Below are 26,285 nucleotides of genomic sequence, written 5' to 3' on the forward strand. Positions count from 1 at the left end.
GGTGGGGTGGGGGTGGGGTCAGGGTGGGGGTCAGGGTGGGGTGGGGCGGCGGACGGTGGTGAACAGGGCGGCGAGGGCTACGGCCAGGCAGCCGGCTCCGGCCAGCGCGAACGCCGCCGTGGTGCCGTGCCGCTGGGCCAGCCAGGTGAACGCCGCCGCGCCGATGCCGCCGAGCGAGAAGTGGATCGTCCAGAACGCCGCGGTGACGCGCCCGAGCAGATGCTCAGGCGTCACCTCCTGGCGCAGCGACAGCGAGCAGATGCCGCCCACGCTCACGCAGGCAAACCAGACGACCACCAGCGCGCCGACCCCGGTGGGCCGGCCGGTCAGCGCCAGGGCCGCGACGGCGACGCCGGCCAGCGCCACCGAGCCGATCCAGCACGCCCCGAAGCCGAGCCGCCGGCGCAGCCGCGCGACGAGCAGGGAGCCGGTCACCGTCCCCGCCGCGCCGGCCGTGAGCACCAGGCCCACCGTGCCGTCGGGCTGCCCGAGATCGTGCTTGAGGTGGTAGATCACCACGTCGTCGATGCCGTAGGTGAGCAGGATGAAGACCGTCAGCAGCCCGGTGAGCGGCCGCAGCACCGGGTGGCGGAGCAGGAACCGCGCCCCGGCCAGGAACTCGGCCCACGGCCCGGTGCGCTCGTCGGCGGGCGCGGCGGCCCGGGCGGGCAGCCGTACCAGCAGGAGCAGCGCCGCGGAGAGCGCGAAGCTCGCGGCGTCGACGGCGATCGCGCCCGCGGGGCCGAACCGGCCCGACACCGCGCCGGCCAGCGCGGGCCCGGCGACGGAGGCCAGCGCGGTGCCGGCGTGCAGCCGGCCGTTGGCCCGGGTCAGGCCCTCGGCCGGCACCAGGCTGCGCACCGCCGTGACGGCGGCGACCTGGAACACCATTCCGGTCGCCGCGGCCAGGGGCAGCAGCACGAACAGCGGCCAGACCGGCGGGGCGGGCGCCAGCAGCCAGACCAGCGGGATCGCCGCGAACAGCAGCGTCCGCAGCACGTCGCAGCCGACCAGCAGCGCCCGGCGATCGACGCGGTCCACCACGACGCCGGCGAACAGCCCGGCGAGGACGGCCGCCGTGCCGGACGCGCCGGTGAGCAGCCCGGCCGTGGCGACCGAGCCGGTCGCGTCGAGCACCAGCAGCGGCACGGCCAACTGCGAGAACGAGTCGCCGAGCACGGAGAGAACCTGCGCCGACCAGAACGTCTGGAAGCGCCGGTCGTGGCGCGACGAGCTGGGTACGGCCGGTTTTCCGGTGGCGACCGTCACGGCGCCGAGGCTAGCGGAACCCGGCCCGATCCGAGCACCCGCCACACCTCAACCACGAAGAGTAACCATGTTACCAACTCTTGACGCCCTGATGAACCGCGGACTACGGTCCCTCCTAATCGTTTAGGGGCCAGGCAGCGGTTACTCCGCGTTCTGCCTAATCGTTTAGGAGGCTTCGGCGGCCAAGAAACCCACCCTGCGCGACGTGAGCCGCGCCGCCGGGGTCTCCGTGTACACGGTCTCGCGGGCACTCAGCAACAGCGACGGCGTCTCCGCGACCAGCCGGGAGCTGGTGCTCCGGGCCGCCCGGGAGCTCGGCTACGTGCCCAACCGGGCGGCGCAGGAGCTCCGTAAGAACACCCGCAGCTCGGTCACGGTGATCACCGCCAGCACCTCGAACCACTACTACATCGACCTGATGAAGGGCATCCAGCGCACGCTGCGGGCCACCGACCGCACCATGGTCGTGGCCGACGTCGCGGCGGAGGGCGAGTACACCGAGGCGGTGGAGGACGCGGTCGTGCGCGACCTGATCCAGTCCCGTACCGCCGGGGTGATCGCCACCCTGACCCTCAGCCCCGAGAACGCGAAGCTGCTCAGCGACTGGGACATCCCTGTGGTGTTCGTGGACTCGGTACCGTCGGCCGGCGAGGTGCGGTATCCGGGAATCGCCACGGACAACTTCGCGGCCAGCATGAAGGTCGGGACGCACCTGGCGCAGCACGGCCTCACCGACTGGCTGTTCCTGGTCTACCCCGGGCGCTGGTCGACCCGGGCGGAACGCGAACGCGGCATCCGCGCCGCCGCGCAGGCGTACGGCGTACGGCTCACCGTCCTGGAGAGCCGCAACGACGCGCAGTCGGCGTACGAGACCCTGCGCGGGTACCTCGACGCCGCCGGGTCGCCCCGGCCGCAGGCGATCATCGCCGGCAACAACCCGATCGTGCACGGCACCCTGCGGGTGCTCCAGGAGAAGGGGATCCGGATCCCCGACGACACGGCCGTCGTCGGCTTCGACGAGTTCGCCTGGGCGCCCCTGCTGAACCCGCCGCTGACCGTCCTCAACGAGGACAGCGAGAGCATCGGCGTGCTGGCGGCCCAGACCCTGACCCGCGTCATCGACGAGCAGCTCGCCACGGAACGCCGGGGCGAGCACCCCACCCCCGTCTACCGACCCGAGGACCGCCGGGAGCTGGGCGCCGAACTGATCATCAGAAGATCCTGCGGCTGCTGACCGCAGCCGTCTCCGCCGCCGGCCCGGGCCGGTGGCCCCCGGCTCCGGCGCAGGTTCCACCGACCCGAACGGTCGCCTCCCAACCATTCCCCGCCCCACGGAGAACAGCTCATGAACCGTATCGCGCGCACCGTCGCCGTCCTTTCCCTCGCCGTCACCACCGCTCTCGCCTCCGCCGCCTGCACCTCCGGGGACAGCGAGGTCGCCGACAAGCCCAAGAAGATCGAGAAGATCGGGCTGATGGTCCAGGACATGTCCAACCCGTTCTTCTCGGCGATGGACAAGGGCGCCAAGGAGGCCGCCGCGAAGATCGGCGCCACCACCAACACCCAGGACGCCCAGCTCGACCTCGCCAACCAGAACAACCAGATCGACACGTTCATCCAGCAGGGGGTCGACCTGATCGTCGTCAGCGCCGTCGACGAGAACGGCATCCAGCCGGCGATCGAGCGGGCCAAGCGGGCCGGCATCATCGTGATCGCCGTGGACACCCCGGCCAAGGGCGCCGACGCGGTCATCATGACCGACGCCGTGCAGGCCGGCGAGAAGTCCTGCGAGTACCTGATCCAGCAGCTGGGCGGCAAGGGCAACATCCTGCTCGTCGACGGCACCCCGATCCAGACCATCCGGGACCGGATCACCGGCTGTAACAACGTGGTGAAGAAGAACCCGGGGATCAAGGTGGTCGGCCAGCAGGCGTCCAAGAACGACCGCGCCTCCGGGCTCGCCGTCACCACCGACATGCTCACCGCGACCCCCGACGTGCAGGGCATCTTCGGGATGAACGACCCCTCGGCGCTCGGCGCGGTGCTCGCCGTCGAGCAGGCCAAGGCCGCCGGCCGGATCAAGGTGACCGGCGTCGACGGCAGCCCCGAGGGCGTCGCCGAACTCAAGCGCGCCGGCCTCACCGTTCGTCGGGACCGCCACCCAGAACCCGGCCGAGATGGTGCGCCGGGCGGTCGAGGTGGCCCAGGGCATCGTCGACGGCAAGCCGCCGGCGCAGACCACGATCCTCATCCCGAGCGAGCTCGTCACCCCGGACACCGTCAACGAATACCAGGGCTGTTGACTTCCTCTGCCCCCTGAAGAGGGCAGATTCCTGGCGGCGCTCATGCGGCACGCCGGGTGGTTGACGCTTCGCAGCCCACAGGTGCGGGGCTCCACGTCCGTACACGACCAAGCCCGGCCGCGTTGAGAATGTTCAGGGCCGCGTTGGTGTCGGCGTGGTCGAGGTGCCCGCACGAGGTACAGGTGAACACGACGCCGTGACGGGAGCGGGGGTCACGGTGCCCGCAGGTTGAGCACGTTTGCGACGTGTACGCTGCTGGCACTTTCAGCAGTTGCCCGCCCCGCTCGGCCAGCTTGTACGCCAGCAGTTCAACGGTGCGTGCGTGGGCCTCGTTGAGCATGACCCGGTTCAGCCCGGCCTTCTGCCGCACGTTGCGGCCCGGCTCGGCGATGGCGCCTCTCGCAGAGCGGGTCATGTTTTCCACCCGCAGTTCTTCCACCGCCACGATGCCGTACCTTCCGGCGATGGTCGTGGTGGTCTTGTGCTGCCAGTCGTAGCGGCGGCGCTTGGCTCTCGCGCGTAACCCCGCGATCTGGGCGTAGGTGCGGTGCAGACGGTTCGACGTACGCTCGAACGGATTGCGGGCCCGCTTCTGCCGGGCGGCCTTGCGTTCCAGCCGCAGCAGCCGTTCGGCCTCCTTCGGCCGCAACCACGGTCCGTGGTGCTGGTCGTTGCCGTCGGACAGGGCCAGGGCGACGTTGACGCCCCGGTCGATCCCGACGGCGGGCCCCTGGTGCCGCGCTGGTGTCCCCACCTCCACTTCGGTGCGGAACACGATGTGCCAGCCGAGCGCGTCCCTGACGAGCCGGCCGCCGGTGGTGCGGCCGGGTTCACGGCCGACGCCGGGGATCGGCCCGGACCAGCGGAACCGGACCACGCCGGCTTTCGGGATGCGCACCTGACCGACGCGGCGGGACAGGCGGGTGATCGCGAGGTCTCGTCCCTGCGGCACGTCAACGGACATGCGTGACCGTAGGCGGGCTTTGAACTCCGGTACGGACGCCCGGCCTTCCCAGCAGTTTCTCCACGCCCGCACGTACGTTTTCAACACCTGCTGTGCGGCCTGCGCGGGCAGGTCCGCGAGCCACGGGATGTCCTTGCGTGCCTGCCGGATCGCTTCATCGGCCTGCTTCAGTGTGGGGCGTCGGTCGCGTCCGCCGCCCCACGTCCACCACCCGTGCAGCAGGTTCCACATCGTACGGGCCGCGTGGCCCTGAATGTCGAGTGCGGCGGCCTGCTCCGCAGTGGGGGCGAGACGACGTACGTATCCGTGGTTGATCTTCACGACGCGCCTCTCTTCCTCCACGGCCGCTCCCACTGGGTTTCGATGTACTTCTGGATGGTTACGGCGGACACGTTGCCGACCGACGACACGAAGTACGACCGGGACCACAGGGTTGGCAGCCGGCTGCGCAGGTGAGAGAACTCGTCGCGAAGCACCCGCGAGGTGAAGCCCTTGAACTGGTTCGCGATGTACGACGGCGAAGCGTTCGGGTCGGCCCGGACGAACAAGTGCACGTGGTCGGGCATGACTTCCAGCGCCACGATCGACCAGCCATGCTCGTCACACTTCTGCCCGATCAGGTCCCGCAGACGTTCGGCGACTGGGCCGACGAGCACGGGGCGGCGGTACTTCGGGCACCACACCACGTGGTATCCGAGGCTGTACACCGCCCCACGGTTCGTCTGATATTCGACCACGAACCTAGTATACGCATGGCACACAACTAACAGAGCAGCATCAGGGCAGCGATTCACCCGCCGCCTGAACACGGCAGCCCTCTCGCCTCAAATCGGTAGTTGTCCGCCACGGTGCGGCGCCGTCGCCGGCGCCGCACCGACCGGGAGCGAAGAGGGCACCAGATGACCAGGTCGGATCGCCAGCCGCTGCTGCGGTTGGACGGGATCAGCAAGCGCTTCGGCGCCACCCAGGCGCTGCGCGGAGTGGACTTCGAGCTGCGGGCCGGCGAGGTGCACGCCCTGATGGGCGAGAACGGCGCCGGCAAGTCGACCCTGATGAAGATCCTGGCTGGCAACGTGCGCCGGGACACGGGCCGCATCCTCATCGACGGGGAGGAGGTGGAGATCGCCTCACCCGCCGACGCCGTACGGCACGGCATCGCCGTCATCCACCAGGAGCTCAACACGGTGCCGGCGATGACCGTGGCGGAGAACCTCGCCCTCGGCCGGGAGCCGCGCACCCGCTACGGCGCACTCGACCGGCGGGCCATGACGGAGGCCGCCCGGCGCAAGCTCGCCCGGATCGGCGCGCGCATCGACCCGCGGCGGGAGTTGGGCGGGCTCAGCGTCGGCATGCAGCAGCTGGTGGAGATCGCCCGCGCGGTCAGCGAGAACGCCCGCATCCTGGTGCTCGACGAGCCGACCGCCGCGCTGTCGCGGGGCGAGGCGAGGCGGAGCAGCTCTACCGGATCATCGGGGAGATGCGCGCGGCCGGATCGAGGTCGTGGAACGGGGCCCGGTGCTGCACCACTACCGCATGCACGGCACCATCCCGGACGGCCTCCTGCCCGAGCTGCGGGGCAAGCGGTTCGCGATCGACTGGTGGTTCACCCACGGCACCCCGTACTTCCGCCGCCGCTACCACGTCGACGACTTCCGTACGGTCGTCAACGGCCGGTCCGTGACCAACAAGATCACGGTCGGCGACGAGTTCGAGGGCGGCCCGGGCGAGCTGGTGTTCGACCGGTTCGCGGCGTACGGCGGCACCCGCTACCGGGCCGGCGACCCGTACGCGCGGCAGCTGGTGCGGATGGTGCAGGAGACCGTCGCCGACTCGACCGCCACCTCGGCGAAGTTCGCCGCGTTCCGGGAGCTGCTGACCGGCGACATCGAGGCGGCGCACTGGGACCTGTACTGGCGGCTGTTCTGCGCCTGGGAGGGCGCCCTGGACACCGACGAGATCCGCCAGCGGCTGGCCCGCGTACGGGCCGACTCGCACGTCCTGGCCGACCTGCCCGAGCGCGCCTGGACGCTGACCGACCAGCCGGTGGACGTCTCCGCCGCGCCGGACGAGACCATCTTCCCGGGCGCGGCGGACAAGACCGTCGAGTTCCACAGCCGGCTGGGCCGGGCGATGGTGTGGTGGACCTCCGCGCCGTCCGGGGCGTTCCAGATCGTCCAGCGCCGCCAGTCCGGCTGGGTCAACTGGGGCACCAACGGCGAGAACGAGTGCCCCGAGCTGCCGGTCGGCGTCGAGATCAAGACCGCGTACGGCATGTTCCGGGACACCTGGCGGGCCGTCGCGGCGCAGCTGGAGACACCCGTGACCGTCGCCGTCTTCGATGTCGACTGAGCCCGGCCCGGCGGGCGGCCTGCTCGTGGTCGGCGAGGCGCTGGTGGACGTGGTGCACGGCCGGGACGGCTCGGTGCGGCGGCACCCGGGCGGCAGCCCGGCCAACGTGGCGGTCGGCCTGGCCCGGCTCGACCGGCCGGTGCACCTGCTCACCCGCACCGGCGACGACCCGGACGGCGCGCTGGTCCGCGGGCACCTGCGGGCGGCCGGCGTCCGGCTGGTCGGCGGCGGGGTCGACGGCCGCCGCACCGCGACCGCCGCGGCGTTCCTCGACGCCACCGGCGCGGCCCGGTACGAGTTCGACCTGCACTGGGAACTGCCGGGCGACCCACCGTTGCCCGAGCCGATCCTCGCCCTGCACGTCGGGTCGGTCGGCGCCTACCTGGAGCCGGGCGCGGGCGCCGTCGGGCGGATCGTGCGCGACCTGCGCGGCCGGGCCACGGTCAGCTACGACCCGAACGTCCGACCGGCCCTGGCCGCCGACCCGGGCCGGGCCCGGGACCGGATCGCCGCGACGGTGGCGCTCAGCGACGTGGTCAAGGTCAGCGACGAGGACCTGGCCTGGCTGCGGCCGGGCGTCGCGCCGGAGGCGGTGGCGGCCGAGTGGCTCGCGTCCGGCCCGGCCGTCGTCGTGGTGACCCAGGGGGCGCGGGGGTCGTTCGCCCTCAGCCGGGACGGGGTGACCCGCGCACCCGCGCGACCGGTGACCGTCGTCGACACGGTCGGCGCGGGGGACGCGTTCACCGTGGTCCTGCTCGACACCCTGGCCTCGGCCGGCCTGTTGGGGGCCGGGCAGCGCGCCGCGCTGCGGGAGGTCGACGGCCCGGCGCTGCGCGGGGTGCTCGACCACGCGGCGAGGCTGTCCGCGTACGTCTGCGCCCGGCCGGGCGCCCAGTCGCCCACCCGGGCGGAGCTGTCCGCGGGCTGACCGCCGGCGTCACCGGGGCCCAGTCGGCCGCCCCGCCGTCGGCGCGTAGCTTGGTGTGGCAGACGTCGCCGTCGGCAAAGACCGGGTGCCGGTGACCTTCCAGACCTTCCCGTTGGCCTTGGCCAGCAGGTACAGCTCGCCCGCGGCGTCGGTGCCGAAGCGCAGGTCGACCCGCGCCGGGTCGCCGGGCGCGCCGGGGCCGGAGAGGTCCTGCATCCGCACCGCGTTGCCGGCGGCGTCGAACAGGGCGAGCCGGTGGATCGGGGCGAGGCCGGCACCCCGGCGCATCTCGTTCGCCTCGGTGTAGAGGACGCGGCCGTCAACCAGGTCGCCGAAGACGTACTTGCCGCGCAGCGCGGGCAGGTCGTGCCCCCGGTAGACGAAGCCGCCGGCCACCGCGACGCCGAGGTCCGAGGTGCAGTCCCAGCCGGGCGGCGGGTCGTGGTCGTACGCCGCGACGGGGTACGTGTAGCCGTACCGCTCATCGTCGGCGGGCAGCGGCAGCAGCTTGTCGCAGGGGTTGGTGGCCGCCTTGTCGAAGACGTACGACCCCTCGCGCTCGCTCCAGCCGAAGTTGTCGCCGGCGCGCACCTCGTCGATCGCCTCGACGGCGTGCTCGCCGATGTGGCCCAGGAACATCCGGCCCGTGGCCAAGTCCCAGCTGAACCGGTGCGGGTCGCGGAAGCCGACGGCGTAGATCTCGCCGAGCGCGCCGTTCCGGCCGACAAACGGGTTGGCCGGCGGAATGCCGTACCGCCCGTTGGCGGAGTCGGTGCCGCGGGGGTCGATGCGCAGCAGCTTGCCGTGCGGCATGCCCAGGTTCTGCGGGTCGCCGTTGCGCACGCCCAGGCCGCCGTCGCCGACGGCGACGTACAGCAGCCCGTAGTCGGCGTCGTCGGGCTTCGCCGTGGGGTTGAAGTTGATTTCCTGGACGCCGTGGATCGGCCCGCCGAACCCGATGCGCAGCACCTCACGATGGGTGCCGGCGAAGGTGTCGGCGGCGGGGTCGGCGGCCGTCCACTCGGTGATGACGCCGTGGTAGATGGTGCCGGACTGGGCGTAGTCGGGCACCTTCCTGGTCGCGGACGCCTGCTCGGTGTGCAGGGTGTAGAACCGGCCGTTGCTGCCGAACTCGGGGTGGAACGTGACGTAGCCGAAGCCCTGGCCGAGGCCCCGGCCGGAGAAGAACCGCGGCGCGAAGGTCGCGGCCACGTCGAGGTAGACGTGCGGCACGCCGTTCTTGACCAGGTAGAGGTTGCCGTTGAGGTCGGGCACGGCCCGGCGTCCGGAGCCGTCGGGTAGCTCCATGATCGTGTTGATCCGGGCGGTCCGCATGAGCCGCTGGTCGACCGGCGCCGGGGTGGGCGTCGACCGCGGGAAGCTGGCGTACTCGCTCAGCACCAGCCCGAGCCGGGACTGGGCGGGCATCTTGGGGACGGGATCGTAGACGGCGTCGGTGGCGGGCCCGGCGGACACCGCGACCAGGATGGACAGGACGAGGGCGGCGGCCGTGAGCCCGGCCGCCGCCAGCACCGGCCGGCGGGTCGTCGGTGTGCGCACGGTGTTCTCCTTCTCGATGGGACGGTGCCGAGGATAGTCACCGAACCATGTGGTGGTACTGCTTGGCGACATCGTCCGGGGAGAGGACGCTGTCGAGAAACATCAGGCCGTCCATCCGGCAGTCGCAGGGGTTGGCCTCCCGGGTGTCCTGCGGGAAGCTCCCGCCGATCTTGATGCCGCGCGGGTCGGAAGCGGTGGTGACGTGCGGGCCGGGCCCGGACACGCGCCACGGGTCGTCGTCACGGGTGTAGAAGCCCGCCACCGGCTGACCGTCGCGGTACAGCGCCATGGCGCCCGTGGCGAAGTCGAAGGTGGCGGCGAGGTGCACCCACTCGCCCTTGGGCAGCAGGGTACGCCAGTCCTCGGCGGCGGCGAACGTCTGCGAGTTGCCCCCGTCGAGGCGCCGGCCGAACGCGACCAGGCGCAGCTCGCCGTGGACGTCGATGAGTTCGAGCAGCGCCCGCACGCCGTGCCCGTCGGAGTCGCCGGTCAGCACCCCGGCCAGCCCGATCGCGTGGTAGCGGTCGTCGAGGTCGGCGGTGCTGGAGTTGGGCGCCGGGCCGTCCATCTCCCGCTTGAACCACCCCAGCACGGTGGTCGCGCTGGTCCCGGCGAACGCCCGCAGGGTCCCCACGCCGCTGGCCGACCAGGTGCCGGCCTTCCAGTCGTCGTTGCCGGCCGTGGCCGGGTTGATCTGCCGGGTCTGCAGCGCGTCGCCGCTGCCCGGGTACGCGTGGTCCGGTACGCGCATCGCAGCGCCGCCGTTGATCAGCTCGATCTCGGTGCCGGAGCGGCCCTGGTCGCGTTCGAGGGCAGGGTCGCCCTCGACGGGGTGGTCGAAGTCGTAGAAGGCGACCAGGTGCGGTCGCAGGGCCGGGTGCACCCGGGGGCGGTCGGGATCCGCCTGCACGGGTGGCACTTCGGCACAGGCCGTCAGGCCCACCGTCAGTAGAGCGGCGGTGAGGGCGGCGGCTCGTCCTGGTCTGGTCAACGCGTACGGCCTTTCGTCGTATCCCGTCGGGCACGTGATCGCTTACGTGCCCGAGCTGGGGGTCGGCCAGCAGGTCTGTTCTGCGTCATGCAACCGCGAAGGTGAGGCGTCCGCCGATGCGACAGATTGAAATCAGATGGCCTGTCCTGGATGGCATCGCGGTTCCTGCTCCGCACGGCGGTGACGAACGGTCAGGGACGACTGATGTACCCGCAGCGTTGAAGGAATCCGACGCACCCCATCCAAAGAACGTTTGCGCACGGCCAGCGGTTCGGTGCGATCTATGTTTTCGCTGACCCGGCCCAGGAGGCGACCAACGCCACGGTGGCCACCACCGCGCCGGGCGCCGGCAACCCGACCGCCCACCGCACCTGGCCGGCGACCATCATCCCGCTGTTCGTCGCCGCGTTCGCCACCTACGCGTTCAGCTGGATGGAGTTCCCCGGCCGCGACCTGCTCTTCGTGGTGGTCGTCGGGCTGCTGGTCGTCCCGCTCCAGACCACGGCACAGGCCCACGGCACCCGAATCGCGAACCGGCCCGCCGGCACCCTCGGCCGGGTCGGCTGCTTCTCCACCCACGACCGCAAGCTCCTGTCCACCGGCGAAGGCGGCTTCCTCCTGACCAACGACCGCGAGCTCGCCGACCGCATCGACCGCTACACCCACCTCGGACACCTACGCGGCGGCCACGGCGTCAACTACAAACTGGCCGGCCCACTCGCCGCCATCGGCATGCGCCGCCTGACCCAACTCGACACCCAGCTCGACCGTCGGCGCCGCAACGCCGAACGGATCCTCGCCGCCCTGCCCGCTGGCGGCCTGCTGCGCGAGCTGCCGTACGGCGTGCAGGACAAACCGAACTACTACCACCTCGTGCTCCTCGCTACCAGCCGCGCCACCGATGTCGCCAGAGCCTTCCAGGCTGCGGGACTGCCGCCGGACTCGATCCGATGGCGGTACCGGCCGCTCTACCACCAGCAGCTGTTCCAAACACACGCCACGAGGTGCCCAAACGCCGAACGCCTCGCCACGAACACCATCCAACTGCCCGTTCACCCCCACCTGCCCGAGGCGACGGTAGCGTGGATGGCCGACCAAGCGGCCCAAGTCGCCCGAGGGGAAACCGCAGCATGATCCGCCACTTCACCAGCTCAGCGATCGTCTTCAACAGCGCGGGAAAGGTCCTTCTCGTCCACCACAACAAGATCGGCCTGTGGCTGTACCCGGGCGGACACGTCGACCCCAACGAAGACCCCGCCGAGGCCGCACTGCGTGAAGTCGTCGAAGAAACCGGCATCGAAGCCCAGATCCTCGCACCTCAGCGCTTCGCCCACCCCGCCGTCCGAAGCATCCCGACGCCATTCGCGATCATCGAGATGGACATCGAAGACCGCAAAGACGGCCTGCACCGGCACATCGACTTCGTCTACATCTGCCGAACCACCAGTGACACCCTCGACGCTCAACTCGAGGAGGTATCCAACGTCGCCTGGTTTGACATCGCCGACATCGCAGAACTACCCACCCCGAAGGAACTTCCATCGCTGATCGCCGAAGCATCCCGGGCAACAGCACAACTCGTCTAGGCCACAGCTCATAGCGCCCGTCGAGGGACTCGCCGCCGCCCGCCCTTCGCTATTCCCAGGAGCGAGCCGGAGATCCGAGCTCCGGCCCGCTCCGCATCAGTGACCACCGTGAAGTCGCGGACGTCGCGTGCGCTGACGAAGCTGCGCGGCCTGCTCGACCGCAAGGCTCCGCCGGCACAGGCCGGGGCCCGGCTCTCCTCGGAGAGCCGGGCCCCGGTGGTGCGTCGGTCGGTCAGTCGGTGCAGGACGGCAGGTCGAAGTGCCCCGGGGTGCCCGGGAAGGCCGCCCCGGCGCCCTGCTCCTTGTTGTCCCGCGGGTAGACGTAGGACAACTCCAGGAAGGCCGACGTTCCGGCCGTGGTCACGTCCGACGGGCTGCGACCCGCGCCGGTGGCCCAGGCCAGCCTGGTCAGGAAGTCCTGCATGGCCGGGCTGTGCTGGCGGATGTCGTTGAACCCGCCGTACGCCGAGTTGCAGTGGGTGAACAGGTTGTACGCGCCGTTCCAGTCGAACATCCGGTCGCCGTTGTTCGGCCCGTTCGCCGTCACGTCACCCTGCATCACGTCCCGGTCCCAGCCGCCGTACATCCAGTCGGTGCCGTGGTGGTGCTGGTTGTCGGCCAGGACGTCGTTGTCCAGGCCCGTCATCTCGAACCAGCGGCACGGGTCGACCGTGCCCGCCGCCAGGTCCACCGGCCAGGCCCCGGCCGCGCAGTTGTCCGGGTAGGAGCCGCGCGGACGGAAGTCCAGCAGGTCGGAGCTGAGCACCGCCGTCACGGCCGGGCCGCTGGTCGCCCCGGCGCCGCCGAAGAGGTGGTCGACGTACTGGTCGCGGTCGCCCCGGGCGGCGGCGCTGAAGACGCCGTTCACCTGGCACTGCGGGTTGGCCGCGTCGAGCACCGGGTCGCAGCCCTTGCCGCCCCACAGCACGTCCGAGCCCTCCGACCCGAACAGCTGGTCGCCGCCGCTGTCGCCGTTGGCGACGTCGTCACCGAAGCCGGCGTGGATGTTGTCGGCCCCGGCGCCGCCGCGGATCCAGTCGCCCGCCCCGGCGGTCAGCCCGGCGTACGGCATGGGCGCCGAGGTGGAGCCGCCGATCCAGGTGTCGCCGTCGGTGTCGTGCAGCAGGTCCACCCGCCGGTCGTAGTCGCCGGCCCGGAACCCGGTGAACGTCTCCTGCGGCACCGACGACAGCGTGACGGTGAAGCCCAGCGCCGCCACGTCGTCGGCGTTGAGGTACTGGTTCATCACGCCGCCCCGGTCACCGAGGATGGCGTCCGCGCCGTCGTCGCCGTACAGGGTGTCCGCGCCCAGCTCGCCGAACAGGTCGTCGTCGCCGGCCCCGCCCCGGATCAGGTCGTCGCCGTCCTGGCCCCAGACGCCGTCGTTGCCGGCATCGCCGTAGAGCTGGTCGGCACCGAAGGCGCCGGTCGGCTCGCAGGTGGGCTGGGCGGTGGTGCAGAACCGGGTGGACGGTCCCGGCAGCGCCGGGTCGTGGGTGCGGACCCGGGTGGCGTCGGCCGGCACCGCGCCGGTCGGGTACCGCTCGGTGTAGACCTTCTCGGCCTGCTGGCCGTTCACCGTGGTCACGGTGCGCAGCAGCGAGCCGTTGTCGCCGAGGATCACGTCGTCGGCGCCGTTGCCCTCGACCACGTCCGCGGTGTCCCGGTGGCCGGCGGCCGAGCTGCCGCCGATCAGGTCGTCCTGCCCGGCCGGCGCGCCGGCCCCGACCAGGTCGGCCGCGGCCGACGGGTCGCCCGGCCAGCCCGGGTCGGGCAGCGGCGTGACCGTGCTGCGCCCGGCCGCCGTCAGGGCGTTGTCGCCGCGGAGGACATCCGCGCCGCCGTTGCCCTCGGCGTAGTCGCCGTCACCGTCGCCGGCCAGGGCGTCGTCGCCGTCCTGTCCCCAGAGGGCGTCGACCCCGTCGCCGCCGCTGATCCGGTCGGCGCCGTACCGGCCGGCGACTGCCGCCGCCCGGTCCAGCAGCACCACGATCCGCGGGCCGAACGGGCTGCCGTCGGCGGCGAGCCGGACGGTCGCCGGGGTCGGCTGCTCACCGGGCAGCGGGCGCAGCACCGCGCCGTTGTCGCCGATGACCGCGTCGGAGCCGGGTCCGCCGAAGACGGCGTCCGCCGTGTCCGGCTGGCCCGTCGTGGTCGCGCCGCTGCCGTCGTACGCGGTGCTGGAGCCGCCGACCAGGTCGTCGTCGCCCGCGTTGCCCTCGACCCAGTCGGAGCCCGGGCCGCCCTCGGCGAAGTCGGCGCCGCCGCCGGCCTGCACCCGGTCCGGTCCGCCCTGGCCGAAGACCACGTCGTCGCCGTCGCCGCCGGAGATCAGGTCGCCGCCGCTGGTGCCGGCCACGGGGGCGAACCCGAGGTCGAGCAGGGTGACCTTGCGCTGCGGGCCGCTGCGGCCCTGGGTGACCCGGGTGGCGTCGGTGGTGGCCGGCGCGAACCGGGCGTTGTCCCCGGCGATCAGGTCGGCGTCGGCGTCGCCGTAGAGCTGGTCACCGGTGTCCGGCCGGCCGACTCCGGCGGCGGGCTCCTGCCCGGAGCCGCCGACGATCTCGTCCCGGCCGAGGTCGCCGTGGATGAGGTCGGCGCCGTTGTTCCCCTCGATCTGGTCGTCCCCGGCGTCGCCGTTGATCCGGTCGTCGCCCAGGCCGCCGTAGACGAGGTCGGCGTCCCCGCCGCCGGAGATCACGTCCCGGCGCCGGCGCCGGCCACGTCACCGGCCAGGTCCAGCGGGTACGGTCCGACGTCGCCGATGCGCGGGGTGCCGTTGTCGCCGACGATCCGGTCGGCGCCCTCCTCGCCGTAGAGGAAGTCCCGTCCGTCGGCGGCACCGGCGGCGCGCCCGCCGCCGTACAGCACGTCGTCGCCCGGACCGCCGGCGACCTGGTCGCCGCCGGCGTTGCCCTCGGCGGTGTCCGCGCCGGGCCCGCCGAAGAGGCCGTCGTTCCCGGCGTTGCCGAAGAGCAGGTCGTCGCCGTCGTCGCCGTGCAGCTGGTCGACGCCGTCGCCGCCCCAGGCCCGGTCGTTCCCGCCGCCCAGGTGCAGGGTGTCGTCGCCGAGCTGGCCGCAGGCGCGGTCGTCGCCGCCGCCGAGGTCCGCCCGGTCGTCGCCGCCGCCGGCGGTGACGACCTCGGTCCCGGCGCCGCCGAGGATGAGGTCGGCCGCGCCCTGGTCGGCGGGGGTCGGCTGGGCGTCGGCGAGGGTGGCGTCGGCGCACGCCTCGGCGGGCAGGTGCCGGTCGCCGAAGATGGTCGACCCGCCGTCCCCGCCGATCAGGTGGTCGCTGCCGAGGCCGCCGACGAGCAGCTTGGTCTGCGACTGCGTGTTCGCCGGCAGCGGCTCGTGGACGACCTCGCGGAACGGGCCGTAGCCGTCCGAGCCGTCCGCCTCGCCGACCCGGGAGGGCTCCGCGATCACGTAGTCGTCGTCGGGCCCGCCGAACAGCTCGTCGGTGCCGTAGCCGCCGACCAGCACGTCGTTGCCGCCGTAGCCGTAGACGCGGCCGGTCTGGCCGTTGGCCGAGTGCGAGACGACCAGGTCCACGCCGGCGCTGCCGTGCACGGTGTCCTGACCGGCGCCGGTGTCGACCTGGTTGACCAGCCCCTCCACGGCGTCGCCGCTGCCGGGCTGGTCCGCGTCGGCGGGGACGTTCGTGTCGTACGTGTGGATGGTGTCGTCGCCCTTACCGCCGTTGATCGTGTCCGCGCCGGGACCGCCGACCAGCGTGTTCGCGCCGTTGGGCCGGTCGTCGACGAGGACGCCGAGCACGTCGTCGCCGCCGTTGCCGAAGGCGGTGCTGGCGCCGTGTCCGACGGTGACGTGGTCCTGGGCGTCGTCGGCGTCGTGGCCGCCGTTCGGGGCGGTCAGGGAGGTCCAGTCCACCAGCCCGGTGAGGGGCTTGTCGCCGGCCCCGGTGCGCACGGTGGTGGTGCCCCGGTCGGTGCCGCCGAGGCCGCTGTCGCCGGCGACCACGTTGTCGCCGTCGCCGGTGGTGATGCTGTCGTTCCCGGGGCCGCCGGCGACCCGGCTGACCACGCCGGCCGCCTCGGCGGTGACGATCACGTCGTCGCCGCCGCGGCCGTCGACGTACGCCGGCCCGGTCCCGGTGCGGATGCGGTCCTTGCCGTCGGAGCCGAGCACCACCGCGGTCTTGTCGAACGCCGACGTCCTCGTGCCGTCGCCGCTGGTGTCGCCGTCGCCGACCAGCAGCACCGACAGGGACGTCTTGCCCGGATCGGCAACCTTGTAGCCGCGCCCGTCGACGACCACCCGGGTCAGGTTCGGGTCGAGGAACTCCTGCCGGCGGCCCAGGGCCTCCACCGCGAAGCCGTCGAAGTCGTCCGTGGCGCCCTCGGTGCCCGCGTCGGCGTAGTGCAGCGCGTACACCTTGACCACGTCACCGGCGTAGTCGTCGTCGGTGTTGTCCCACGCCGTGTCGCCGCGCTGCGCCTCCGTGCCGAACTTGCCGGCGAAGACGACCAGGGTGTCCCCGACGGTGCCGGCGAGTTCCGGCGGCGGCGGGTCGCAGTTCGGTTGCGCCCGAAAGTCGAGCAGCGTCGCGTCGACCAGGGTGAAGGCGAACTTCTTCTTGAACAGGAACAGGTTGATGGTGACGTAGACCCTCAGGAAGACCGAGAGCCGCCCGCTGGTGGTGAACAGGCAGATCGGGTTGTTCAGCAGGGCCTGGAGGAACTCGCTGGTGCGGAACTTCCCGTCGTTGTTCGGGTCGTTCCAGCTGAAGCCGACGGTGAGCTGGATGCCGCCCTCTATGCCGACCTTGACGATCAGCACGCTCACCTCGGCCCCGGCGGCGATCTCACCACGCAGGGTGACCACCGGGACGGGCTTGCCGCTGCTGTCGGCGGTCTTGAAGTACAGCCCGTCGAGCAGGCTGACGGCGTCCAGCTCGGTGCCGTCGGTGGCCGCCTCGACGGCGTGCCGGATGCCGGCGGTGTCCAGACCGGCGATGAACCGGGCCGTCACCGAGGCGCTGCCGGACAGCGTGACGAAGACCGGCGGCGGGGCGTAGACCGGGCCGAACGACTGCCGCCAGCTGAAGCCCAGCGCCAGCGGACCCGAGTCGAAGCTGACCAGCTCGACGTCCTGGCCCAGCAGCAGCCCGAACAGGGAGCCCGGGTTGTCGAAGATCGGGAAGCTGAAGCCGGTCTTCTGCGCGTTGCTCTTGCCGTCGGCGGTCGGGGTGAACAGCTTCTCGCCGTCGTCGCCCGCCGCGGTGTCGACGTCCGCCTTGACCTGCTCGGCCGTGGCCGGGTGGTAGTCCGACGTGCGGTCGATCAGGCTCTCGGCCGAGGCCGGCGAGACCTCCGTGGTCAGCGCCTTGGCGCTGTCCATCTTGAACGAGCCCAGCGGGATGGAGCAGCCGGAGTCGCAGTCGGGTATCCGGTTCACGAAGGTGACCACGGCGCGGATGGTGTCGACGAAGGCGAGGTCCGGCCCGCCGTTGAGGGTGCTGAACGTCTTCGCGAGCCAGACCAGGGTGATGTCGGGTCCGCCGGTGGCCCTCGACAGGTCCGACAGCACCGGGATCGGCGCGTACAGGGTGTCGATGACCGGCTGCAGCGGCCCGGTGACGGACTTGAGGTTCTCCACGACCGGCTTGAGGATCTTGTCGAAGAAGGCGCCGGCGTCCAGGGCGATGTCGGTGAACGTCACCTTCAGCGGCGTGGTCACGCCGTCGCCCGTCGCGGTGAGCCCGCCCCGCTTGTGCGTCAGGCCCCACTGCAGCCCGAAGTTGGCGCTGATGCCGGGCAGCGCGGAGTCCTCGCCGCCGGTGTCGACGGCCGCCGCCAGCTTCCAGTCGATCTTGACCTGGGCGGTGAGGTCGGTGGCCAGCAGCGAGCCCAGGTCGGCGAACTCGGCGAGGGTGAGCCGGTCGTCCGGGTTGGCCGTGCAGTCGGCGGTGACGGTGGGGTCGAAGCAGCTCTTCTCCCCCGGCGAGCCCTTCAGGTCGATGCCGAAGTACGCCTTCACCAGCGGGTCGGTGGCCCGCTTGGTCGCCTTGACCTGGATGAACGCGAGCTGGGCGGCGAGGTCGCCGGTCATGTCGAACTGGGCGCCGACCTGCACCTCGGGCGTCACGTCACCGTCGTGCGTGGGGACGTAGAAGCCCTCGTCCCGGTCCAGGACCAGGTCCAGGTGCAGCTTCCAGCCCAGCTTGGCCTGGATGCCGTCCGGGGCGCCCTTCTTCGCCTTCAGGGACAGGCCGGGGATGCCCAGGTCGAGCGGCACGTTGAGCTTCAGGCACTCGTCGGACGCGCTGGCGTCCTTGCAACCGTCGGCGGCGGACGGCGCACCCTTGGAGTTGGTGAGCTTGATCCGGATCGCCTGGAAGTCCTCGGGCGCGCAGGGCGCGGCGACGCCGCTGCGGCAGCTGACCACCGCGCTCACGCCCGGGTCCAGGTCGGCGAGCACCTCGTTGAGGGCCGCCTGCACGCCGGCGCTGTCGAGCGTGGCGTTGGCCAGCACCGGGCCGATCGCGGCCTTGATGTCCTCGCGCAGCTGCGCGACGAACCGCTCGCCCTGCTGCAGGTCGTCGCCGACCAGGGGCAGCTTGCCGTCGAAGCTGGCCAGTCGCAGCGCCTCCTCGATCTTGGCCAGGTACCCGTCGATGCCGACGTTGAAGTCGGTGAGCTTGAGCGACAGGTTGGCGAAGCAGGAGTCGAGGTTCGGGGTGCCGGCCGTGGGGGTGAGGTCCAGGCCGACGGTGAGGGTGAGCAGGTTGGTGTCGTCGGCCGGGTCGCAGTTGTTGACGAACAGCGGCGCCTTCGCGCAGAGCGGCACGTTCGCGCCACCGATCCCGTCGCCGCAGTCGGCGCCGGCGGTGGTGAACTTCGGCGTCAGCCCGAGCAGGCCGCTGATCGGCCCGTCCTCGGTCAGCCCGTCGAGGCCGACGCTCAGGTTGGCCTGCACGGTGGCGAAGTCGGGGTTCTTGCCGAGGTCGAGGGCGAGCGGCCCGACCCGCGCGGCGATCGCCGCGTTGGTGACCCCGCCGTCGACGGTGACGCTGGCCGAGGAGCTGTGGTCCAGCAGCGGCGCGGCGTTCAGCCGCAGGGGCAGCAGCAGGCCGAGCTGGGCGCGGGCGTCGACGTCCACCGCGAACGTGCCGGAGCTGTCGAGGGTGATCAGCTCCCGGTGGGCGTCCCAGGCGAAGTTGAGCGGCCCGCCGGTGTGGAACCTGCGCTTCCAGTCCAGCCCGAGCCGCAGGAACGGCCCGCCCTCCCGCTCGTCGAGCGTGAAGGCGATCCCGCTGTCCTCGCCGATGGCGGCGTTGAGCTTGTCGAGGACGTCCTGGAGGTTGTCCGGGGGCGAGGCGAGCAGCCGGTCCAGCGCGTCGGCCAGCTCCGGGCGCAGGGCGTACGCGGTGCCGTCCGCCGGCTTCGGCGTACCGGCCGCCTCGACGCGCAGGGTCTGCCGGTCGAGCTGCTTCAGCACCCGGTACGCCTTGCTGCCGATCACGACGGTCCGGCCCTCGAGCCGGGCGTCGAAGCCGGAGTCGTCGTCGACGCGGGAGGCGTCCTTGAGCCGGAAGTTCTCCCCGTCGGGGGCGAAGGTGACGTCCTTGCCGACGCCGCTCTCGTCCGCGCCGAGCAGCTGCCGGGCGGAGCGGCCGAGCAGCGGGATCTCCTTGTCCAGCGGGCCGCTGCCGTCGCCGGACTGGGACAGCGCGGCGTTGATCAGCCGCAGCGCCTCGACGACCACCGCGAAGAGCGCCTTCGGGTCGTCGGGGTTGAAGTCGACGGCGAACAGCCCGGAGAGCGCGGAGGTGTCGACCACCGGCTGTCCGCCGGCCGTCCAGCTCACGTCGACGCCGACGCCCTGACCGAGCGCGCCGGTGGCGCCTGGCACGCTGACCGTGACCCGGCCGGTGGTCTTCACCGACGTCGACACGACCAGGAGGTTCCCCGGGTCGGACTTCAACCGCTGGAAGAGCGTGCCCAGGCTGATGTCCTGCGCCTGCTTGAAGCTGACCTGGATCATCCGCTGGCCGGAGGCGGCCGGACCGACGGCGAGGTCGCCGGAGAGCTTGACCTTGAGGAAGCCGGCGGTGGCGAAGAAGTCCACCGCGGTGGCGATCGGGAAGTCGGCGGCGAACAGCGGCGTCGCCGGGTCGGTGCGCAGCAGCACCCGGTCGGCGGGCGCCGGGCTGCCGGGGCCGTCGCTCAGGTCGAGCACCAGGGTGACGGACGCGCTGTAGCGGGGCTTCACCTTCGCGAAGCTGGCCTGGGCGTTCGCCGCCCGCAGGCCGACCCGCTTGTCGCCGCCGACCGGCTTGGCGAGGGTGCCGGCCAGCTCGACCGCGCCGACGTTCGAGCTGGAGCCGCTGATCACCCACACGCTGTCGTTCGGCGGCTGCCCGCCGATCCAGTCCTCCCTGAGGGTGACGGAGTCGGCGGTGTTGGCGAGGACGGTGCCGGCGGAGGTGCCGGCGACCACCCGCTGGCCGATCAGCGCGCCCGGCGCGAACCGGTTGCCGCTGACGCTGAAGCCCTTGGCGGTGAAGGTCGCCCCGCGCCCGGACAGCTCCGCGGCGCCCGGGTCGAGCGGAACCTCCACCGTGGACTCGTGCTCCAGCTTGACCCGGAACACCAGCTTGTCGTCGGCGAAGGAGAGGCCGTCCACCGGCAGCCCCTCGGCGGCGAGCATGGCGAGCAACTGCTGGATGGAGCTGAACTTCGGCTGCCCGGCCAGGGCCGGGTCGTCGTGGTCAGGGTCGAACTGCGGGTCGTCCGGCCGCGGGTGGACGCTCTTGCGGAGGAAGTCGGTGAGCTTCTCGTTGACCTTCACCGCGTCGGCGAACGTGCCGCGCAGGAAGGGCAGGTTGAGGTTGCCGGCCGGGCCGCTCTGCTGCACGCCGCTGAGCAGGGTGGCGAGCTGGGCGAGCCCGGAGGCCAGGTCCAGCGGGCTCATGTTGCGGAACTTGGCGATCGTCTCGTCCAGGCCGGTGGTGGTCACCGTGGGGGTGCCGACGGAGATGTCGTTCCAGTCGACGTTCACGGTCGCCGCCACGGCGGGCAGCGCGAAGGGCGCGCCGGAGACGGCCGCGCCCAGCTTCACCACGCCGTGCACCGAGCCGGGGCCGGGCTCCGTCTCGGTGTCGGAGATCTTCCCGCCGCCGGAGTTGTCCAGCGCCACCTGCACCAGGCCGGCGAGCGAGCCGGGCGCGCCGAGCTCCCCGGTGTTCGCGCCGGCGGACGTGTCGAAGGCGAGCCGGCCGTCGCCGTTGGGGTCGGTCAGGGTGACCTTCAGGTGGGTACGCGCGGTGAGGGTGCTGCCGGCGGTCAGCGTGACCCCGAGAATGCCGACCGAGGCGGTGGCCTGGTCGAGGTCGGCGCGCAGCCGCGCCGCCGCGTCGATGTCGATGCGCGGGGTGTCCCCGTCGCGCACCAGATAGGTCTCCCCCGCGGCGGTGTGCCGGACCCGCAGGTGCAGGGTGGCCCAGCCGGTGACGCTGACCGCCTTGTCGAGCGTCACCCCGGCCAGGGTGAGGTCCTTGTCGACCACCTCCTGCTTCGTGGTCAGCAGCACGTCCAGCAGGTGATCCCCGCCGCTGCTGGTGACCGAGCTGGTGAGGCGGGTGCCGTTGCCCAGGTCCACATCGTCCTTGGTCAGGCCGCTGGCCAGGGCGTCGGACGCCTTCTTGGCCAGCTGGTCCGCGTTGACGAGCGCGCCCGGGCTGACCCCGAGCAGCGGCAACGGCTGGCCGAGCAGCCCGACCTGGGACAGACCCCCGTCGGCCCAGGTCGCGGTGCGGGACATCAGGTTCTTGAGCGCGGTCTCCCATGCCTCGTCGGCGTGGGCGGGCGCCGCCGTCCACACCAGAGCCAGCGCAGCGGTCACCACCGTCGCGATGGCCGCGGCGAGCAGCCGTCGTAGAGCCACCATGAGCCACCTCGTTCCTCGATGGCCGTCGACGACGGCACGGGGGTCGGCGACAGCACATCGACAGCGACCACCGTCCACAACGACTGTGTCGGCATCGTGACAAGGCGTCAGACCGAACGGCTAACGCCGCCGCACCGGGCGGCCACTCAGGCCGGTGCGCGCGGAGCGGAGACGCCTACCGAGGGCGGATTGCGGCCCGCCGGACGCGGGGCGAAAGTCGGTGCCCTACGCCCTGTGTCGCCCGCCGCCGGCCCAGGGTCCGCGGGGGTCGAGGTCGCGCGGCACGGCCGGCAGCGTCGGCGGCTCCAGCGGATCTGGTCGGGCGAGGCCACGGCCGCCGACTGGACGGCGATCACGCCGTTCACCCACGGCCGGTGGGACGCGGCCAGCCAGTCCCACGTCGCCCGGGAGGCGAGCCAACGGAACGCGGAGGCCGCGGCCGTCTACTACTCGGCCGGCGCCCTCGACCCGGAGGCGGTCAGGTCCGCCGCCGCCCGCCTCCGGGCGCGGGTCCTGCTCGTCGCCGGCGAATACGACGTCGCTCTCCCCCCGAAGTGCGCCGCCGGGTACGCGGGCCTGTTCCCGCACGCCGAGTTGGCCGTGCAGCCGGGCGCCGGGCACCACCCCTGGCTCGACGACGCCGAGGGGTTCCTCAGGACGATGGCCGGGTTCCTGCGCTGACGACGCGTCCCCGGCGACGGCGGCGCGGTCAGTCGACCCCGAGGCGCAGCAGCCGCGCGCCGTTGGTCCACGGGACCCCGCGCATCCAGTCGTCGCCCAGGTCGAGGCGGGTCAGCGCCCGCAGTTGGTGGGCGTAGGGGTACGGGATGTTGGGGAAGTCCGAGCCGCGGACGACCCTGTCGGCCAGGGCGGGCAGCCGCTGAGGGTATCCGGCGGGCAGGGGCGCGAACCTGTCGGCGAAGTCCGTGCCGCCCATGGTGGTGTCGAGGTGGACACCGGGATACCGCTCGGCGAGGTCGGCGAAGGCGTCGTACTCGGGCATGCCGAGATGCGCGATCACCAGCAGCAGGTCGGGGTGCCTGCCCAGCAGCCGCCGGACGCCGTCCGGGCCGGTGTGGCGCCCCGGCGCCGGCGCGGAGCCGCCGTGCAGGACGACGGGCACCCGCTGCTCGGCGAGGACGGCCCAGGCCGGGTCGAGCAGCGGGTCGTCCGCCGCGAACCCGCCCACCTGCAGGTGGACCTTGAACAGCCGGGCCCCGGCCGTGACGGCCTCGGCGACCTAGTCACCGACGCCCGGCTCCGGATACATGGTGGCGCAGCGCACCGCGTCGGGGATCGGCCAGGGGACCCCGTACCGGACGTCGGCCTCGTCGAAGAAGGCCCCCACGTTGCGCAGCATCGGCTCGGGCAGGAAGTGGACGTGGATGTCCACCAGCCCCGCCAGCCCGATGGCGGCCAGGTACGCGGGAACGTCGTCGTCCGTGGCGGGACCCGGCGTCGTACTCACGGGTGGCCAGCCTAGGGGAAGGGCCTTCCGCCGTGCGGACGCGCGTCCGCCGGGCCTACCGCCGGCGGGCCGACCGCCGCACGCCCGCCCGCCAGGCAACCAGGAGCAGGACGGCCAGCACGAGAGCGGCGGCGAGGCTGAGCGCGACGGGCACGGGGAACGACCGGGACGTCCCGATCCGATCGTGGCCCCGGCCCTCGGCGGCGACCGCGAGACTGTCGTGCTTGTCCTCGCCCGGCGCGACCAGGCGGCCGACCGAGGCGTCGGCGGGAAGGGCGAAGCCCCAGTTGAGCAGGGCCAGGGCCTCCCCCAGACTGCCCAGCGGCGCGGTCTCCGCCCCGAGCAGGGCCACCACGAGCCGCCGGCCGTCGCGCTCGGCCACGCCGACGTACGTCTGCCGGGCCAGGTCCGTGAAGCCCGTCTTGCCGCCCAGCATCCCCGGGTAGCTGTCCAGCAGGGTGTTCTCGTTGCGGATCTCGAAGGGGAGCTGCGTCGACACCTGCGCCGCCCTCGTCGCGACGTACCGCCGGAAGTCCTCCCTGGCGAAGGTCGCCCGGGCGATCAGCGCGAGGTCGTACGCGCTGGTGTACTGGCCGGGGCCGTCGAGGCCCGAGGGCGTCGCGGCGTGGGTCTGGTTCGCGTGCAGCCGGCGTGCCTCGTCGTTCATCGCCTGGACGCCGCCCTGCCTGCCGGCGGTGCCGCCGCCGACGCGGGCCAGCACGTTGGCCGCGTCGTTGCCCGAGCGGAGGAGCAGCCCCAGCCAGAGGCTCTCCACGGAGTACCGGCCGCCCGGGACCACCCCCATCAGCGAACTGGCCGAGTCGAGATCCTCCAGGTCGGCCCTGGTCGCCTCGACGACCTGGTTCGGGTCGAGGCGCGGCATGAGCGCCGCCGCCAGCAGCAGCTTCTGCACGCTGGCCGGCGTCCGGCGCTCATGGGGACCGCACCCGCCCAGGACCACGCCGCTGTTGAGGTCGGCCACGAGCCAGGAGGTCGCCGTCACGGCGGGCGCGTTCGGCGCGCCGGCGGGGATCACCAGTCCCGCCGTCGCCAGCGCCTCTCCCCCGACCGCCCCGTCGGCCGGGTCGACCGGCGGCGGGGCGGGCGCGGTCGGCGGCGGGACCGGCGGCGGCACGGCCGGGCACGCCACGGACGGCGCGGCGGCCGCCCGCGCCGGCGGCCCGACCGTCACCGCGGGCACGAGGAGAAGCGCGCTGAAGGTCGCGGTGGCGACGCGAAAGTCGGTCACGGTTGAGAACGTAGTCCTCGGAACCGGGGGCGCGGCCGGGTTCGGGAAACGGGCCGGGGGGCGTTCCGCCGCGGCTACCGTGACCGGCCCGGCCCGCACCCACTCGCGCGCCGGCACCCACCAGTGGAACGCCCCACCCAGCGACAGGTTGACGGGGTGGTCGCCGTTGGTCCCGGTGCCGCCGGCAGCGCACGGGCTGCCATTCGTCGCTCGACCGACCGCCCGTGAATCGATTTCGGGTATCCGCCGAAACGCCGGACGCGTCCGGGGGCCGCCGAGAGAATGTGGCGAAAGGGAATCACGAACGGGAGGAGGCATGATGGGCTTCGAGCGACGACTGTCGCTGCTGGCCGCGGCCATCGCGGCCGCGCCACTGGCCCTCGCCGCGTGTACCGCCGACCAGCGGCCGGACGGCAAGTCCGCCGGGGTACGGGCCGCGGCGCCGGAGCTGGCCCTGACGCCCGCCGACCGGGCCCGCGACGTGCCGATCAGCGCCGAGGTGGGCACCAGCGTCAAGGGCGGCCGGATCACCGACGTCCGCCTCACCGACGAGAAGGGCGTCCAGGTCAGGGGCGAACCGCGGGAGGACGCGTCGGCCTGGGTGCCGGTCACGCCGCTGCGGCCGCAGCGCACCTACACGGCCGAGGTCACCGCCACCGGCGACTCCGGGAAGACCACCACCCGCAGGACCACGTTCACCACGACGGCGGCGTCCGCGAAGCCGGAGATCACCAGCAACCTGTACTTCGAGAGCAACCAGACGTACGGCACGGCGATGCCGGTGACGGTCGCCTTCGACCCGCCGATTCCCGAGGCGGCCAGGGCCGACGTGCAGCGCCGCCTGTTCGTGAGGACGAACCCGCCGCAGCCGGGAACCTGGTCCTGGGTCTCCGACGGCTCCCAGGCGTACTACCGGGCGCCCGACCTCTGGCAGCCGGGCACGACGATCAGTGTGCGGGCCGCGCTCGAGGGGCTGCCGATCGGCAAGGACCGGATCGGCGACGCGGACCGGTCGGCCACCTCCAAGATCGGCCGGCAGGTGTCCCTGGAGATCGACAACGCCACCAAGCAGATGGCCGTGCTCCGCGACGGCAAGCTGATCCGCAAGATCCCGGTCAGCCTCGGCAAGCCGAGCACCCCGACCTCCAGCGGCAAGATGGTGATCATGGAAAAGCACCAGTACGCCACGTTCGACACCCGGGGTGACCCGAACGGCGGCTACGTGGTCGACGTGGAGGACGCCCAGCGGCTCACCGCCGGCGGCGAGTACATCCACGGGGCGCCGTGGTCGGAGGGGGACCAGGGCAACACCAACGTCTCGCACGGCTGCACCAACGTCTCCGCGGCGGCCGCCGACTGGCTGATGACCGTCACCCAGGTCGGCGACCTGGTCACCGTCAAGGGCACCGAGGTCCCGTTGACCGAGGGCAACGGCTGGACGGCCTGGAACGTCGACTGGGACGAGTTCGTCAAGGGCAGCGCCCTGCCGGTCCCGGCCGGGCTCCGGCCGGCTCCGGCCCAGGCGCCGCATCCGGGCGCCGTGGCCGGCGGTTCGCCGGCGCCGGTCCCGTCCGTCGGCGGGCGCTGACAGCACCGCCGGGCAGCCCCGCCCCGCACCCCTCGTCCGGCGGCGACGAGGGGCGCCGGGGCGGGGCGCCTGCGACCCGCGGGCTGGGGGCGGAGGCCAGCGCGGGGCCGTCGCG

At 72.7% G+C, this 26,285-nt stretch carries 16 protein-coding genes and 2 pseudogenes; 9 read left to right on the forward strand and 9 right to left on the reverse strand.

From position 1 onward, the window contains the following. Positions 1-30: 30 nt before the first annotated feature. Entirely contained in the window at positions 31-1,269 is a 1,239-nt protein-coding gene (locus JD77_RS00455) for an MFS transporter (RefSeq protein WP_145772556.1), read from the reverse strand. A 205-nt stretch (positions 1,270-1,474) separates the two neighbouring features. Between JD77_RS00455 and JD77_RS00460 the strand changes: the two genes are divergently transcribed. After that, positions 1,475-2,503 (forward strand): LacI family DNA-binding transcriptional regulator, encoded by a 1,029-nt coding sequence (locus tag JD77_RS00460; protein WP_211372446.1) that lies wholly within the window; start codon positions 1,475-1,477, stop codon positions 2,501-2,503. Between the two features lie 111 nt (positions 2,504-2,614). Next, a complete protein-coding gene (locus tag JD77_RS00465; protein ID WP_211372447.1) occupies positions 2,615-3,589 on the forward strand; it encodes a substrate-binding domain-containing protein in 975 nt (324 codons plus the stop codon). Between the two features lie 23 nt (positions 3,590-3,612). Here JD77_RS00465 and JD77_RS00470 read toward each other — a convergent pair whose 3' ends face one another. Both JD77_RS00470 and tnpA read right to left on the reverse strand, forming a co-directional pair. Next, positions 3,613-4,878 (reverse strand): RNA-guided endonuclease InsQ/TnpB family protein, encoded by a 1,266-nt coding sequence (locus tag JD77_RS00470; RefSeq protein WP_145772558.1) that lies wholly within the window; start codon positions 4,876-4,878, stop codon positions 3,613-3,615. Then, the gene (gene tnpA / locus JD77_RS00475) at positions 4,854-5,273 is read right to left on the reverse strand and encodes an IS200/IS605 family transposase (RefSeq protein ID WP_145772559.1); all 420 of its coding nucleotides are present in this window, start codon (positions 5,271-5,273) and stop codon (positions 4,854-4,856) included. Before tnpA ends, JD77_RS00470 begins: the two co-directional genes overlap by 25 nt. 162 nt (positions 5,274-5,435) lie before the next feature. Here tnpA and JD77_RS33190 point away from each other — a divergent pair. The 3 genes and pseudogenes from JD77_RS33190 to JD77_RS00490 form a co-directional block, all read left to right on the forward strand. Beyond that, a pseudogene (locus tag JD77_RS33190) lies at positions 5,436-5,948 on the forward strand (ATP-binding cassette domain-containing protein); the annotation flags it as partial. Positions 5,949-6,036: 88 nt separating this feature from the next. After that, positions 6,037-6,885 carry a hypothetical protein gene (locus JD77_RS00485; protein ID WP_211372448.1) on the forward strand — a complete coding sequence of 283 codons (849 nt, stop codon included), beginning with the start codon at positions 6,037-6,039 and terminating at the stop codon, positions 6,883-6,885. Continuing rightward, positions 6,875-7,813 (forward strand): carbohydrate kinase family protein, encoded by a 939-nt coding sequence (locus JD77_RS00490; RefSeq protein WP_145772560.1) that lies wholly within the window; start codon positions 6,875-6,877, stop codon positions 7,811-7,813. The genes JD77_RS00485 and JD77_RS00490 overlap by 11 nt, the downstream gene beginning before the upstream one ends. 9 nt (positions 7,814-7,822) lie before the next feature. Here the strand turns inward: JD77_RS00490 and JD77_RS00495 are convergent, their stop codons facing one another. Together JD77_RS00495 and JD77_RS00500 are read right to left on the reverse strand one after the other, a co-directional pair. Continuing rightward, positions 7,823-9,373, reverse strand: a complete 1,551-nt coding sequence (locus JD77_RS00495) for a PQQ-dependent sugar dehydrogenase (protein WP_145772561.1) — start codon at positions 9,371-9,373, stop codon at positions 7,823-7,825. A 37-nt stretch (positions 9,374-9,410) separates the two neighbouring features. Next, positions 9,411-10,283 carry a LamG domain-containing protein gene (locus tag JD77_RS00500; protein ID WP_246140466.1) on the reverse strand — a complete coding sequence of 291 codons (873 nt, stop codon included), beginning with the start codon at positions 10,281-10,283 and terminating at the stop codon, positions 9,411-9,413. 405 nt (positions 10,284-10,688) lie between these two features. Here JD77_RS00500 and JD77_RS00505 point away from each other — a divergent pair, with 405 nt between their 5' ends. Together JD77_RS00505 and JD77_RS00510 are read left to right on the forward strand one after the other, a co-directional pair. Continuing rightward, positions 10,689-11,498 carry a DegT/DnrJ/EryC1/StrS family aminotransferase gene (locus tag JD77_RS00505; RefSeq protein ID WP_246140467.1) on the forward strand — a complete coding sequence of 270 codons (810 nt, stop codon included), beginning with the start codon at positions 10,689-10,691 and terminating at the stop codon, positions 11,496-11,498. Further along, positions 11,495-11,950, forward strand: coding sequence for an NUDIX hydrolase (locus JD77_RS00510; protein WP_145772563.1), 456 nt, complete (start codon positions 11,495-11,497; stop codon positions 11,948-11,950). The genes JD77_RS00505 and JD77_RS00510 overlap by 4 nt, the downstream gene beginning before the upstream one ends. Before the next feature lie 232 nt (positions 11,951-12,182). Here JD77_RS00510 and JD77_RS00515 read toward each other — a convergent pair whose 3' ends face one another. Together JD77_RS00515 and JD77_RS00520 are read right to left on the reverse strand one after the other, a co-directional pair. Then, positions 12,183-14,651 (reverse strand): calcium-binding protein, encoded by a 2,469-nt coding sequence (locus JD77_RS00515; protein WP_145772564.1) that lies wholly within the window; start codon positions 14,649-14,651, stop codon positions 12,183-12,185. Then, entirely contained in the window at positions 14,648-21,865 is a 7,218-nt protein-coding gene (locus JD77_RS00520; protein WP_145772565.1) for a calcium-binding protein, read from the reverse strand. The genes JD77_RS00515 and JD77_RS00520 overlap by 4 nt, the downstream gene beginning before the upstream one ends. 234 nt (positions 21,866-22,099) lie before the next feature. Between JD77_RS00520 and JD77_RS00525 the strand changes: the two genes are divergently transcribed. Continuing rightward, positions 22,100-22,546, forward strand: a complete 447-nt coding sequence (locus JD77_RS00525; RefSeq protein ID WP_246140468.1) for an alpha/beta fold hydrolase — start codon at positions 22,100-22,102, stop codon at positions 22,544-22,546. A gap of 28 nt (positions 22,547-22,574) precedes the next feature. Here the strand turns inward: JD77_RS00525 and JD77_RS00530 are convergent. Together JD77_RS00530 and JD77_RS00535 are read right to left on the reverse strand one after the other, a co-directional pair. Further along, positions 22,575-23,333 (reverse strand): annotated as a pseudogene (locus tag JD77_RS00530) (amidohydrolase family protein). Positions 23,334-23,388: 55 nt separating this feature from the next. After that, positions 23,389-24,582 carry a D-alanyl-D-alanine carboxypeptidase family protein gene (locus tag JD77_RS00535; protein WP_342799616.1) on the reverse strand — a complete coding sequence of 398 codons (1,194 nt, stop codon included), beginning with the start codon at positions 24,580-24,582 and terminating at the stop codon, positions 23,389-23,391. A gap of 319 nt (positions 24,583-24,901) precedes the next feature. Between JD77_RS00535 and JD77_RS00540 the strand changes: the two genes are divergently transcribed. Continuing rightward, positions 24,902-26,170, forward strand: a complete 1,269-nt coding sequence (locus JD77_RS00540; RefSeq protein WP_145777350.1) for a L,D-transpeptidase — start codon at positions 24,902-24,904, stop codon at positions 26,168-26,170. Positions 26,171-26,285 lie beyond the last annotated feature (115 nt).

Source organism: Micromonospora olivasterospora, from assembly GCF_007830265.1.
Taxonomy (GTDB): Bacteria; Actinomycetota; Actinomycetes; order Mycobacteriales; family Micromonosporaceae; genus Micromonospora; species Micromonospora olivasterospora.